This window comes from Chryseobacterium sp. C2(2020), assembly GCF_014218915.1.
Lineage (GTDB): Bacteria > Bacteroidota > Bacteroidia > Flavobacteriales > Weeksellaceae > Chryseobacterium > Chryseobacterium mucoviscidosis.
The window spans coordinates 103,890-117,368 of the sequence record NZ_JACLCT010000002.1 but is presented as its reverse complement, the minus strand read 5'-3'; the positions used below and the strand labels follow the sequence as shown (position 1 = coordinate 117,368).

At 34.8% G+C, this 13,479-nt stretch carries 16 protein-coding genes; 9 read left to right on the top strand and 7 right to left on the bottom strand.

Annotated features, from left to right (window positions below; genetic code table 11):
* The first annotated feature begins 278 nt into the window (after nt 1–278).
* The 4 genes from H6W52_RS01885 (at nt 279) to H6W52_RS01870 (ending at nt 4,300) form a co-directional block, all read left to right on the top strand.
* The gene (locus H6W52_RS01885; RefSeq protein WP_185216394.1) at nt 279–1,913 is read left to right on the top strand and encodes a tail fiber domain-containing protein; all 1,635 of its coding nucleotides are present in this window, start codon (nt 279–281) and stop codon (nt 1,911–1,913) included.
* Between the two features lie 21 nt (nt 1,914–1,934).
* Nucleotides 1,935–3,458: a hypothetical protein gene (locus tag H6W52_RS01880; protein ID WP_116096102.1), complete on the top strand. Its 1,524-nt coding sequence runs from the start codon at nt 1,935–1,937 to the stop codon at nt 3,456–3,458.
* 93 nt (nt 3,459–3,551) lie between these two features.
* Nucleotides 3,552–3,974, top strand: coding sequence for a transposase (locus H6W52_RS01875; RefSeq protein ID WP_116096104.1), 423 nt, complete (start codon nt 3,552–3,554; stop codon nt 3,972–3,974).
* Between the two features lie 2 nt (nt 3,975–3,976).
* The gene (locus H6W52_RS01870) at nt 3,977–4,300 is read left to right on the top strand and encodes a helix-turn-helix domain-containing protein (RefSeq protein WP_116096106.1); all 324 of its coding nucleotides are present in this window, start codon (nt 3,977–3,979) and stop codon (nt 4,298–4,300) included.
* A gap of 102 nt (nt 4,301–4,402) precedes the next feature.
* On the opposite strand, the gene H6W52_RS01865 is transcribed toward H6W52_RS01870, so the two are convergent.
* Nucleotides 4,403–4,639: a hypothetical protein gene (locus tag H6W52_RS01865; RefSeq protein WP_116096108.1), complete on the bottom strand. Its 237-nt coding sequence runs from the start codon at nt 4,637–4,639 to the stop codon at nt 4,403–4,405.
* Nucleotides 4,640–4,766: 127 nt separating this feature from the next.
* On the bottom strand, nt 4,767–4,961 hold the full coding sequence (locus H6W52_RS01860; protein ID WP_116096110.1) for a hypothetical protein: 195 nt from the start codon (nt 4,959–4,961) through the stop codon (nt 4,767–4,769).
* Between the two features lie 113 nt (nt 4,962–5,074).
* Between H6W52_RS01860 and H6W52_RS01855 the strand changes: the two genes are divergently transcribed.
* A complete protein-coding gene (locus H6W52_RS01855) occupies nt 5,075–5,590 on the top strand; it encodes a thioredoxin family protein (protein ID WP_116096112.1) in 516 nt (171 codons plus the stop codon).
* A 51-nt stretch (nt 5,591–5,641) separates the two neighbouring features.
* Here the strand turns inward: H6W52_RS01855 and H6W52_RS01850 are convergent, their stop codons facing one another.
* From H6W52_RS01850 to H6W52_RS01840, 4 genes are all read right to left on the bottom strand, one after another.
* Nucleotides 5,642–6,037 carry a hypothetical protein gene (locus tag H6W52_RS01850; RefSeq protein WP_076395499.1) on the bottom strand — a complete coding sequence of 132 codons (396 nt, stop codon included), beginning with the start codon at nt 6,035–6,037 and terminating at the stop codon, nt 5,642–5,644.
* 51 nt (nt 6,038–6,088) lie between these two features.
* On the bottom strand, nt 6,089–6,220 hold the full coding sequence (locus H6W52_RS21305; protein WP_256041157.1) for a hypothetical protein: 132 nt from the start codon (nt 6,218–6,220) through the stop codon (nt 6,089–6,091).
* Between the two features lie 79 nt (nt 6,221–6,299).
* Complete coding sequence (locus H6W52_RS01845; protein WP_116096114.1) at nt 6,300–6,656, bottom strand: hypothetical protein; 357 nt, start codon at nt 6,654–6,656, stop codon at nt 6,300–6,302.
* Between the two features lies 1 nt (nt 6,657).
* Entirely contained in the window at nt 6,658–6,822 is a 165-nt protein-coding gene (locus H6W52_RS01840) for a hypothetical protein (protein ID WP_165762972.1), read from the bottom strand.
* 208 nt (nt 6,823–7,030) lie between these two features.
* Between H6W52_RS01840 and H6W52_RS01835 the strand changes: the two genes are divergently transcribed.
* From H6W52_RS01835 to H6W52_RS01820, 4 genes are all read left to right on the top strand, one after another.
* A complete protein-coding gene (locus tag H6W52_RS01835) occupies nt 7,031–8,044 on the top strand; it encodes a nucleoid-associated protein (protein WP_116096116.1) in 1,014 nt (337 codons plus the stop codon).
* 381 nt (nt 8,045–8,425) lie between these two features.
* On the top strand, nt 8,426–10,618 hold the full coding sequence (locus H6W52_RS01830) for an ATP-binding protein (RefSeq protein ID WP_116096118.1): 2,193 nt from the start codon (nt 8,426–8,428) through the stop codon (nt 10,616–10,618).
* 26 nt (nt 10,619–10,644) lie between these two features.
* Nucleotides 10,645–11,196 (top strand): biliverdin-producing heme oxygenase, encoded by a 552-nt coding sequence (locus H6W52_RS01825; RefSeq protein WP_087709151.1) that lies wholly within the window; start codon nt 10,645–10,647, stop codon nt 11,194–11,196.
* A 203-nt stretch (nt 11,197–11,399) separates the two neighbouring features.
* Nucleotides 11,400–12,326: a malate dehydrogenase gene (locus H6W52_RS01820; protein ID WP_029294870.1), complete on the top strand. Its 927-nt coding sequence runs from the start codon at nt 11,400–11,402 to the stop codon at nt 12,324–12,326.
* A 101-nt stretch (nt 12,327–12,427) separates the two neighbouring features.
* Here the strand turns inward: H6W52_RS01820 and H6W52_RS01815 are convergent, their stop codons facing one another.
* Nucleotides 12,428–13,477 (bottom strand): C-type lectin domain-containing protein, encoded by a 1,050-nt coding sequence (locus H6W52_RS01815; protein ID WP_123891930.1) that lies wholly within the window; start codon nt 13,475–13,477, stop codon nt 12,428–12,430.
* Nucleotides 13,478–13,479 lie beyond the last annotated feature (2 nt).

The following is a 13,479-nucleotide window of genomic DNA, read 5'->3' as shown; positions in this document are numbered from 1 at the left end:
TTTTTGTTAAATCTCTTACTTTGTCTTTTATAAAAACATAAATGATAAACCTAATATGATTCTAAATAATTAACTAAATGATGAAAAGTGAAACCGGATTATTTTATTATCCGGTTTTATAAGTAATCATTAGATATTTAGAATACTTTCTATGCCGCCATTACCACATTTATTACGATAAAAAAGCTCAGCCTTTTTTAATATAACCATTTAAAATATTTAAAGAAATGAAAAAAATTAGAGTCCTGCTGTTATCATTAATGCTTACTGGTATCAAGTTGTTTAGTCAGGTTGGAAATATTGGGATTAATACTTCTTTTCCACAGGCAACATTTGATATCAGGGGAAAAAATGATACAGGTTCTTCAGGAGTAGCAGTACCGGGAGCTGTAAGTGCCAATGATGGTATCTTAGTTCCGAGAGTAAACTCTCTGGCTATCGATGGAAGCATCAATGGACAATTAGTATATTTAGTAGCAGATGCAGGAGCATTCACAAAAGGATTCCACTATTGGAACGGAGCCGTATGGACTCCGATACTCATTCCCGCGAGGGCAGATACAACTGCTGACGCATGGATAAATAACAGCAGTGCTACTCCGCCTAGAATAGAGTTGGTAACCAATGCAGACGGAACAACAACCAGAGCAGCTTTTAGTGAGTTTGTTATGACTGACGCAGGTAATGTAGGAATAGGAACTACAACTCCGAATAGCCAATTAGATGTCCGTACTAATTTTTCTAATGCAGATATCGCAAGAATTGGAAGTTCTACACAAAGAATAGCTTTTGGAGTATCAGCAACTAATAATGGACCCTACATTACTACAAATAATGGTACTAATGCATCTTTACGCTTAGGTGTTAATGGTTTGGAGCATATGAGAATTGATGCCAATACGGCCACTTTAGGTAATGTAGGAATAGGAGTAGGAAACGCTGCAGTTAATAATGCATTACAGATACACAGACTTGGCATTACAGATACTTATGAACAATTCACAAACGGACAGGTAGGAGCACTTGCTACAGATGGTTTAAAGATTGGTGTTTCTTCTACTGGAGCTGCTTCAATTCAGAATTTGGAATCTACGTCTTTATCTTTGCATACTAATGCAACGGAGCGGATTACTATTTTAGCGAACGGAAATGTAGGAGTAAATGAAACCAATCCTATTCATAGATTAATGATAAACGGAGGAATTGCATTGGGGAATGGAGCCTTTTCAATAGATCCTACTTATGCTGATGATAATAACTACATCACTTTTAAAGATGCTACAGGCGCTTCTTCAGAAGATTTTATAGGATATAAAGATAATACCTTTCATTTTCGAGATAATCCAGGTGGTGCAGATGCATCCCAACCTAATGTGGTTGCCTGGGGTAGATTTGGTTTAGGTACCAATGATTTTTCTTCGTTGGGAAGTGATAACGGTTTAGTGATTGCAAACTCGGGAGGAACCGCAATAGCTATTAGAAATGGAGGGGACTTAGATATTTATTCTCCAGACAACACCCAATCTGCGAGAATTGTTGTGGATAATGCCTCTTCCAATACTCTTACAATTTCCAGTAATGGTAAAACTTTTAGCTTCAATGGAACAGGAGGATCTGTAAATTCTGATAAAAGACTGAAACAGGATATTGTAAAAGAAGAAAATAGCCTTTCTAAAATTTTGCAATTAACCGGATATTCTTACAGATTTAAAAAAAATGCCAGCGATCCACGCAAAGAATATGGAGTAATAGCACAAGAAGTACTTAACGTTTTACCTGATGCCGTATTTACAGATAAGGATGGTTATTACTCAGTAAGCTATTCCTCTTTAATTCCAATCTTAATTAATGCAATAAAAGAACAGCAAATACAAATTGACGAACTCAAAGAACTCGCTAAAAAGCATAAATAGAAACAAATATAAAAAACAAGAATGAAAAAATTAAAATTACTTCCATTATCATTATTTTTTATTGGTATAAAAACGTTGAGCCAGGTTGGAAATGTTGGTATTAATACTTCTTCTCCACAGGCAACATTAGATATAAGAGGAAAGAATGATACAGGCTCTTTAGGGAATTCGATACCTGGAGCAGTAAGTGCAAACGATGGTATTTTGGTTCCAAGAGTAAACTCTTTGGCTACCAGTGGAAGTACCAACGGACAATTAGTATATCTGATAGCAGATGCAGGAACTTTTACAAAAGGATTTCACTATTGGAATGGGAGCGTATGGACAAAATTGGGAGCTACCAATATTTATGAGAATAATGGTATAATAGGATCTGGAAGAACTGTGGGTATTACTGATAATGTAAACTTTGATACTAACACTTTTGTGATTAATGGTACAAATAATAATATAGGTATAGGTACAAATGCGCCAAATACAAATTCTATCTTAGATATGTCATCTTCAGATAAAGGAATTCTTATTCCCAGAGTTAATTTAACTTCAAGCACACAAGATTTGAATGGAGATGGAGATAATAATGTTGCCAACCAACCAGAAGGATTGCTGGTTTTTAATTCTGGAAGCACATTAGAAAAAGGATATTATTTTTGGAATGGAACAGAGTGGAGAAATATAAAAAATTCCTCATCAGTGGCTCCAGGCATATCATCAATAAATTGTCTTAGTACTGTGCTTTCTCCTAAAACTTATGTAGCAGGCTCTCCTTACATTGGTTCCATGTCAGTTGCATACACAGGAGGTAATGGAGCATCATATGGAAGTGGGACTCCAATATCTTCAACAGGAGTCACTGGCTTAACAGCAACACTGAGAGCAGGTACATTAGCCGTTGGAGATGGAATGTTGATTTATGATATTACAGGTACTCCAAGTGGCTCCTCTCCATCTACAGCTAGCTTTGATATTCCGGGTATATTTGGTGCTTCAGGGTGTACCGCAGTAGTTGGAGCCGGTAATACTTTTTCTATTGGCGAAACACAGTCTTTTGCAGCTACTGTTAATGCGACATCCTTTTTCACAAATTCCCCTACAAATGCAAGAAAAAAAGCTACAAATGCAACCGGATCAATAATTAATGTCTCTGAGCAAGTTTCGTACGATTTTCAAACATCTACTGTACAATCTAAATATATTGTTATAAATGGCTTAAGATTAGACTTTATGGAAACACCTTTTTCTGCAGGTTCTATCGCTCCGGTTTTGTTTAATACGAAAAGTACATCTGTTACATATTCTATATCGGCTTTGTCCACAAATGATCAATTTGTTGCTGGTGCTAATAGTGTTTTGCCAGCAGATACATATTCTTATAGAGTTGATGGGAATGATAGTTTTTCTGTGCAATCCGGAGCAGGTGGTAATAATGAGTATGTAAACGCGATGTTAACTTTTTCAACAGGTGAATGGTATCAGATAACTTATTTTGCTACAAGAGATGCTACTAATATTTATTTTTATTTCACGGCTCAAAGGCTGAACTAATTTTACATTATTTATTTTAATTTTTCTATAGACAGAAATATCAATACTAGCGTAATATATAATTGAAAGTGCATCATAGAAATTTAAAAGTATATGAATTTTAAAGATATTCACATAGGAAATCTCATCGCAAAAAAGGTAGCTGAAAGCAAAATAGAAATACTGCGTATCTGTAATTTTTTAGATTGTTCAGAAGACGAAATTCAGAAAATGTATCAGTCCAAAAGTCTGGGATCTGAAATTATTTTGAAGTGGAGTAAGCTTCTGGAATACGATTTTTTTAGGCTCTATTCACAGCATTTAATTCTATATGCTCCCCCATGCAGAGAAAATAGAATTATAAAGCCTAAAAATACTGTACTTCCGCAATTTAGAAAAAACATATATACTAAAGAAATTATAGAATTTATATTAGAGCTGATTGAGAATAATAGGAAAACGAAACATCAGGTTATAGAAGAATATAAAATTCCTAAAACAACCTTATATAAATGGATTACAAAATATAAAAAATAGAAATGACACGACCTGATTTTAAAAAAATTTATTATGATATGATCGAAATGAAATATCAGAATCAAAAAAGTGAAAAATGTACGCGTATTTTACAGAAAAAATGGTTGTCAGTATTAGATATTATTGAACTTAATCGGCTTATTGTTGGGTTTAGTGATAAAGAAGTAAACTCATTCAACCAAAAGCACAAATCTTATGATGTAGATACTATATTAGAAATTCTTCGTTACCAAAGAGAAAATAATTTGAATAACACACAATTAGCCAACTACTTTAAAATAAGTCGTAATACAATTACCAAGTGGAAAAAATATTACCTTAAATAAGAGTAATTGTTCATATAATTAATTTTAATAAGCAATGTTTGATAAATGAAAAATCAGGTAAAATCCCTTCTTTTATGCGAAGGGATTTTTGCTTTCCGGAAATTATTTTCCGGAATCAATATTTTTAATTTTATTCAAAAAATATTCTACACTTCTTATTTTCAAGGTTTTATAGCCTTCATTATTAATGCTTTTCAGTTGAGCTTTAGTAAAATTATCTGTTTTTTCTTTTGAAATAGAATCTCGAATGGAAATAATTTCCTTTGCTGCATAGATTTCATCCATCAAATGGGTCGCAATATTATCTTTTTTTACGACACAGCCGTTTACATATTTCATTAATACAGGATGATTGTTATAATATTGATAGATTTCAAGAAATCGTTTATCGTTTCTTTTAAAAAGTTCTTTTCCGGAATATAATCTTAAAGAATTGCTTCCGTTTTTTGCCAGATAAAAAAGCTCATCATTGGTAGCATTTTTTTGCTAATTTTCTGAAATCATCATACAGTTTACTCCTTTCACCACCGATTCCGATGTGTGAAGATTCTGCATACTGTATTGTATCTAAAGGTTTGGCTAACATTTTTACTTTTTCGGAAATCTGCGCTTCACAAAAGATAACTGTAAAAAGTAGGAAGATTGTACTTTTCCACTTCATTTAAAATATTTGTTTACAAAAATAAAAGAATTGGAGGTAATTTAATTTTTTGCCTGAATATTTTAAAGCACAGAGAAAATGTTTACATTCGTAGAAATTAAATCAGATCCAAAATGAAAATTTCTAAAATCCTCTTATTTTTAGGCTTATTATTATTCCAGTTACATTTTGCTCAGGAAAAAGCGGATGTCGTCTTAAACAAAGCGCTTACCGAAGCTAAATCCAAAAATAAAAATGTTTTGCTGATGTTTCACGCTTCATGGTGCAAATGGTGTCACGTCATGGAAAAGAATATGAATCTACCGGAAACAAAGCCGATTTTTGATAAAAAATTTGTTACTGCCTATATAGATATTCAGGAAATGGGCGAAAAGAAAAAGCTTGAAAATCCGGGTGGGGAAGTATTGATGGAAAAATACAAAGGCAAAGAAGCCGGACTTCCGTTCTGGCTCGTTTTGAATCCGAAAGGGGAAGTTCTTGCAGATTCTTTCAACGATAAAAACGAAAATCTGGGCTGTCCGTCAACTGCTGAAGAAGTAGATGTTTTTGTAGCCAAACTGAAGAAATCTTCAAAGATGAACGACAAAGAACTTCAAACGGTAAAACAGACTTTTTTAAAGAAGAATTAAAAAGTTTCGGCGAAGCCTTTGGCTTCGCCGAAACTGTGTTTAAAAATTAATTTATTTCCCAAAAAAGATCTTGTCCTGCTTTCGCTGATCGTTGTAGATCACCTGAAAAGTGACGGGCATATATTGGTAAAGAAGTTTCCAGTGGGAAATCTTAGCGTGCTTTTTAAAGCTTTCAAAAGACCGCACAAAAAGATTTTCGATCATATCTTTCACATAAGAATCTCCTCCTTTATAGATCATTTCCATCAGTTTGATGTGATGGGCAATGATATTCACTTTAGATTCGTGAAGAAGCTTTTTAAGATAATTAATGGTCGCCTGCATAATCCCGGCAAAATTATCCTGTGAAGACAATTGGGTAATTTCTGTGCGAAGGGGTGGATAGAAAAATTTTAAATACTCACTCGCTATTTTTTGATTAATAGTTTGCATCCGTACATTCATCATAATTAATATTTTTCGTAACACTTTCTATTGCGGCGAAAACTGTACCAAAGTTTACAGAATGGCTGCAAAAACAAAAACTCCTACAATTACAGCGATGTGCGTTGCCAGAATTTCAATATTGTGTCTGTTAGTGGTGGTTTGAAGCGTTTTCCAGTCGGAAATTCTTCTTATTTTAGATTTCATAAACAGTTGATTTTTAATGAGGTTTTTATTTTTAAATTTTAGTGCATTTGTAACAAGATCTTCAAAAAATGTAATAAACTCAGATACCGTGGTTGTAGATTTGTCTGGAATAGACCGTCTGAAGATCCTTGGAAATATGACTAAAGATCATTTTTCGGTACTCCTCACTGCATAAAACGGTAGAATTGTCCAGTGAATAAATAAACGTATGTTCCACAGCATTTTTAAGTACGGCATCTCCCTTTCTGTAAATATCATCCATTTTTTTCAGGCATAGAAACAGAATATTCCGGTCATTTTGCTTAATTCTGTCTTTAATATTGTCTGTAAACGTCTGAATGACACTGTAGGAATTTTGTTTTCTGTTTTGTTTCAGCTCATTTTCAATCTCGGGAATCACTTCTTTGATTTCCTGTGCAGCTTCTAAATAGTTCATATTATTGTTGATTAAGTTCTAAAATTTTAATAAATGCTCCAAAAGTGAAAACTGCCAAAAATGCGACAATCAGAAGATGATACGGTTTCAGCCACTTCGGAGTTTGCGGTCCTCTGCTTTTTAATCTTCTCAGCTTATCAATTCTGTTCAAAGTTTTTAAGTCCATATTCTTATGTTTTGAGAATGATGCTGCCAAAGAAATGCCTTTGAATTTTAATTTAATTTAAAGTATTGATTATTAATGTTTTGTTTATTTGTTTTGATTTTAAAAATCCTTCAAAATCTTATCATAATGATAGCATATTTATCATTATGGAAATCCTCGCGATTGTCTGATTTAATTAATATCTTTGCAGTCCAAAAATATTCAGGAAATGTTTTCAAAAATCGTAGTACATAGAGTCGGAAATAAAATCAACGGAGAATCTTTAACGCTTTCTCAGGAAGAATTGCAGTTGGAAGAAGGAATGGCGGAACTGCTGGAAAATTACTTCTTAGGTTCCTTTAAATCAGAAGAAACCTTCCATTTTTACAGTGATTCTTATCTGGTGAATAATCCGGTGTACAGTTCTGTTTCCGAGATTTTTGATGACAAGTCAAAATTCCTCTGGGAATCTGAAAACATCGCCAAACATCTTTTCGAAGCCGCTGAAAACCCAAGAGTTCAGGGCGGAGAATTGTTCATTGTATATTTCGAGGACGAAAGAGAAGGAACAGAAAGAGTAGACAAGATCGGAATTTTTAAGACCGAAAAAAGAGAATCTTTCCTTAAAATTGCTCCCAATGACGAAACTTTCGACATCGAAAAAGATCAGGGAATCGGTTTGTCTAAAATAGATAAAGCGGCGTTAATCTATAACAACGATAAAGAAACGGGATACGTACTTTCTGTTGTGGATAACAACAAAAACGGGAATATGTATTACTGGTTCGAAGATTTTTTAAAGGTAAAACAGCGCGACGACGAATATTTTCATACGCAGGAAGCTTTAATGGTGTATAAAGATTACATCACGAAGCAATTGCCTCAGGAATTTGAAGTTTCCAAAGCAGATCAGGCAGATTTTTTAAATAAATCGATCAATTTTTTCAAAGAAAAGGAAGAATTTAAGCTTGATGAATTTGCTGCCGAAGTTTTGGGCGACGAACACGTCATAGAAAGTTTCAACAACTTTAAAACCGATTACGAACAGGATATGCAGATTAACATTGCGGAAGAATTTCCCATTAGTGAAGCCGCAGTAAAGAAAACGCAGAGACATTTTAAAAGCATTATTAAATTAGACAAAAACTTCCACATCTACATCCACGGCGACAGACAGAAACTCGCTCAGGGAGAAGATGAAAACGGAAAATATTATATGCTTTATTTCGAAAAAGAAGTATAACTACAGGAATTTATTTTCAACGAACTGAAATTTCCCAGGAGTAGAAAAGCCCCAATAATTTAAACATATCCCTGATTTTAAATATTTATAATCGAGGATATGTTTTTTTTCTGTAAAAATAAAAGTGTTTTGATGCGTTTTTAGGTAGATTTTCCGGATTTATACTAATTGGGAAAATTTATAACGATTTATGGTTAAATTTAGTTAACGATAATTATGATAGTGTTGGTTTTAAATTTTCTCTATATCCGATGAACAGAGAAAAATATTCTTTAAAACCCATATTCTGCTGAAATTTTATAACTTTTTGTGGTATGCGTTTATAGAGAAAAAATCCGAATGGATAAAAAAAGTCGTATATTTGATAGGTCAAAATATTATATGAATTTTGTTGAGTGTCATGAGGAGCCTATCCATATTCCGGGCTACATACAAAGTTTTGGTTATCTGATTGGCATTGATGCAGGGTCTCATTCCATAGCTTTTTTTAGTAAGAATATTGAGGATATATTTAATATCGAAAATGCAAATATGCTTTTTGATAAGAAGCTTACGGACTTTCCGGAAAGCTTTAAAAGCATTATAGAATCTGAGATATACAACTCTTTAGCCGACTTTACCAGAAGAGAAAACGAAACATATTTTGACAAGATCTTTATTGATGGAATAGAGTATCATTTCTCAGTTTTCAGAAGCAAAGGGAAAATTTTCCTTGAATTTGAAAAAGTGATCATTAATCCCAATAAAAGAATTTCCAACAAATACGATAATTTCTACATTATTGAAGATGAGCAGGAAATTTGGGATCAGCTTTTAAATACCCTCTCAAAAATCGTGAATTACGACCGAATGATGATTTACAAATTCATGATGGACGGCTCCGGAAAAGTAATCGCTGAGAAAAGAGATGAAAACATAGAGAGCTATCTCGGTCTTCATTATCCGGAATCCGACATTCCGAGACAGGCAAGAGAACTTTATCTTAAAAAAAGAAAAAGAATTTTCAGCAACGTTCATTCGGAGACCATTCCTATATACAGTAAATCTGATGAAATAATAGATCTTACTTATTCCGGATCTCGCGGAATGTCGCCTATTCATGCGCAGTACATTAAAAATTCAGGAGCGTCTTCCAGTTTCAGTATATCTATTATTATTGATGATTATCTTTGGGGACTGGTTACCTGCCAGAATTCCGAACCGAAACACATTGATCTTGAAGACCGTGTTCAGGCAGGAATTTTTACGGCTTTGGCGTCCAATGCCTACTCGTCATTCAGATCAAAAAAAGAACTGGAATACCGGCTGTATCTTAATGAAAAATGTTCCCGATTAAAAGAAGAATTCTTAAAATACAACAATCTTTTTGATTCTTTAATTGAGAATAAATCTGAAATAAAAGATCTTCCCGAAGCAGACGGACTGGCAATTGTAGCAGATGAAAAAATCGTTACGGAAGGAGAAACGCCCGATGAGAGTATTATTGAAAATCTCATACAGTGGGCGCACAAAAATATAGACGAAAATATCTATCTCAGCAGAAGTTTTCTGAAAGACCATGGAGAAGAAATTGGTCTTGACGAAAAATGTGCAGGAGTGGCTTTTTATTTTATTGAAAAATCTAAAAATAATCTGCTGATCTGGTTCCGTAAAGAATTTGATGAACACATCGACTGGGCAGGAAATCCTGAAAAGAAAATAGATGTGATTGTGAAAAACGGAGAACAGACACAGGTGGTTTCTCCAAGAACGTCTTTCCAGATCTTTACCGAGGACATCAAAGGAAATTCTAAAAGATGGAACTCCAGAAACGTTGCCGCATTACAGGCAGTTCGTGATCTGATCCTTGAAACGTCACATAAAAATTACATTACCATTAAAAGGCTTAATGATGAGCTTAAAAAAGTAAACGAAGAACTGGATAGTTTCTCTTATACGATTTCCCACGATTTGGGAACTCCGCTTACGGTAATGAAACTGAACGCCCAAATGCTTCTGAAAAGTCTTACAGACGGTTCAGACAAAAGCAGAAACAAAATCAATTCCATCATCGAGGAAATCGACAATATGGCGGAAATGATGCATGATGTACTCCAGTTGAGCCGTGCCAAACACAGCGAAATAGAACTCGAAAGGTTACAGACGGCACAAACCATCGCGAAGATCTCTGAAAATGCTAAAATAACGTTTGATACTTCAGAAAGCGAAGTGGTCATTAATGATTGTCCCGATGTTTTTGCCGATAAAACAATGCTTCATCAGGTATTTTTAAACATCATCAATAACGCCATAAAATATTCTTCCCATCAGGAAAAACCGAAAGTAATTATCGGCGGAACGGAAGAAGAAGACACGGTAGTCTACAGAATTACAGACAACGGAATCGGAATTCCTGAAGCAAATAAGCATAAAATGTTTAAAATTTTCAACAGGATGGATAATGCGAAGAAGTTTAAAGGAAACGGAGTAGGGCTATCCATCGTACACAGAATAATGCAGAGACTTGGCGGAAGCGTAGATTACGAAAGCAGTAAAAACGGAACTACTTTCATCCTCACCTTTAAAAAACCTTAATTAAAAATTTACTTTAAAATTCCGGTATGGTATCTGAATATCTAAAACAAAATACGGCAGAATTTCACGATGCCGCAGAAAAACTTTTTAACTCTAAAAAAATATTCGACAGAACTTTTACACTGGAAGATTATAAAAAGATCATTGGCAGAAATTATCTTATGCTTCTTCATTCCGAGGATAAAATTTTCAGCCGTCTTTCTGAAAAATTCTCAGAAAAACTTCAGCTTGAGGAAAGAAAAAAACTTCCTTTAATTGAGCAGGATCTTAAAAGTCTGGATCTCGATCATCAAAAGGCTACTGAAGAATTGAGTTTTTCCAGTGAAAATGAAGCTTTGGGAGCAATGTATGTGATCGAAGGTTCTACCCTGGGAGGAAATGTTATTGCAAAACAGCTTTCCAAAACAGAAGGATTTGATGATGTTACTTTCAATTTCTTCGGCTGTTACCGCGAAAATACAGGATCTATGTGGAAGAATTTCAAAGAAGTTCTGGATCGCGAAGTTTCTGAAAAAAATTACGATGAAGTTTTATCTGGAGCTAAAAAACTGTATGCATTTCTTCTAAACGTTCATTAATAGCGATTTAAAATATAAATATCACTTTTAAAGATAATTAAATTCCTGAAAGATTGCCCAATTTTTCAGGAATTATTAAATTTGGGAGTTCTCATTTGTAAACCAAATGTGGATAAACAATTCAGATAAATAAATTTTAAAAGTTATATTATGAAACTGTAAAGTTCCATAATACCATTAAAAAACAATAAATTAAGTATATTATGAAAGTAACTGTAGTAGGTGCAGGCGCTGTAGGAGCAAGCTGTGCAGAATACATCGCAATGAAAAACTTCTGTTCAGAAGTAGTTTTAGTAGACATTAAAGAAGGTTTCGCAGAAGGTAAAGCAATGGATTTGATGCAGACAGCATCGCTTAACGGATTTGATACAAAAATTACCGGAACAACAGGAGATTACAGCAAAACTGCAGGTTCTCATGTAGCGGTTATTACTTCAGGGATTCCAAGAAAACCGGGAATGACGAGAGAAGAGCTAATCGGAATCAACGCGGGAATCGTAAAAGAAGTTACAGAAAACTTAGTAAAACATTCTCCGGAAGTAATCATTATCGTGGTTTCTAACCCAATGGATACAATGGCTTATCTGGTACACAAGACTTCAGGTCTTCCTAAGCACAAAATCATCGGAATGGGTGGAGCATTAGATTCTGCAAGATTCAAATACAGATTGGCTGAAGCGTTAGAAGCTCCGATCTCTGACGTAGACGGAATGGTAATCGCTGCTCACAGTGATACCGGAATGCTTCCTCTATTAAGCAAAGCAACAAGAAACGGAGTACCTGTAACAGAATTCTTAGACGCAGAACAGCAGAAATACGTTATTGAAGAAACCAAAGTAGGAGGTGCAACGCTTACCAAATTATTAGGAACTTCAGCTTGGTACGCTCCGGGAGCAGCAGTTTCTGTAATGGTTCAGGCAATTGCTTGCGACCAGAAAAAAATGATCCCTTGTTCTTTAATGCTTGAAGGTGAATACGGACAAAATGATATCTGCCTTGGTGTTCCTGCCATTATCGGAGCAAACGGTGTGGAAAAAATCGTAAACGTAACGCTTACTGCGGAAGAGCAATTGAAATTTGCTGAAGCTGCGAATGCAGTAAGAGAAGTGAATGGAGATTTGAAGTTTTAAGTAAACTCATATTTAGATATAAAAAAGGCTGTTCTCTGTTTTGAGACAGCCTTTTATTTTTGGTGAATTTAATAAAGTTGTGAATTCAGAATTTTCAGTTTTTAATCTTCATTAAATTCTAAAATAACCTGATCAAAAGCACTCAAATTAAATGTAGTAGAGGTTCCTATTAAGTCGTTCCATTGTCTTGAGGCATTACCTGATGTACTGTAAATATGGCAGGATCCCTCTGTTCCTCCACTATTATTAGGTTCACCGCTTGCAAAGAAACTTTGAGGGGTTGAGTTTGGAGAAGTCGTCCAGTCAATCGTCCAGTCTTCACCTGTGATCCATGTAAATTCTGTGGAGTTTCCAGGATAAGCCACTTTGTTATATCCGATCCAGATATTGTTATTAAGATTGTAACCTGTTGTGTTTGCTAAAATATTGGTATTAATATATGTTCTTTCTGCATTGGAAGTAATGGTAACCACATATCCTCCTACCTGCTTCGCAAAAGTAAAAGTATCATAAAAGTTTTTGCCCCCTCCAAGCTGATAAGCACAGTAAGTATGTCCGTTGGAACCTGTTCCTGACCATTTCTTGCATCCTCTTTCTGAAACACTTACCCCTCCGAATGTTGCAGGAACAGCTCTTTGTGAAGTTTTCACAGGAACGTATCCCAAAATAGATGTACTGAATCCTGCTGAACCAGATGATGAGGAGTTTCCTGAAGTAAGCAAAGATACTACCCAGGTTGTGCCCGAAGTTGCCCCTGTATTTTTAATTACAGCATAGTAGCCTGCAGGAATCGTGAAACTTGCCTGAGCTGTTGCTACATTGGAAACATCTATTTTTTCAGTACCATTAGGGGTAATCGTAACATCGAAAGCACTTCCGTTTCTTATTTCGTACACTCTGCCGCCAAATGTAGCAGGTGAGGCTACGGCTGCAGGAAGAGACCATGTTGCAGCGGCGGTTCCTCTATAATCCAGATATTCGTCAGTAGATAAAAAACTATATGAAGTGGCTGTACTCTGTTTATAAGGAGTAGCAAAAGATCCTTTAACATCTAAGGTACTTCCGGGAGTATTGGTATTAATACCTACCTGACTATTCACTATCGAAAAAATGGACAATAAAAAGCTTATAGTTATAATTTTATTTTTCATGT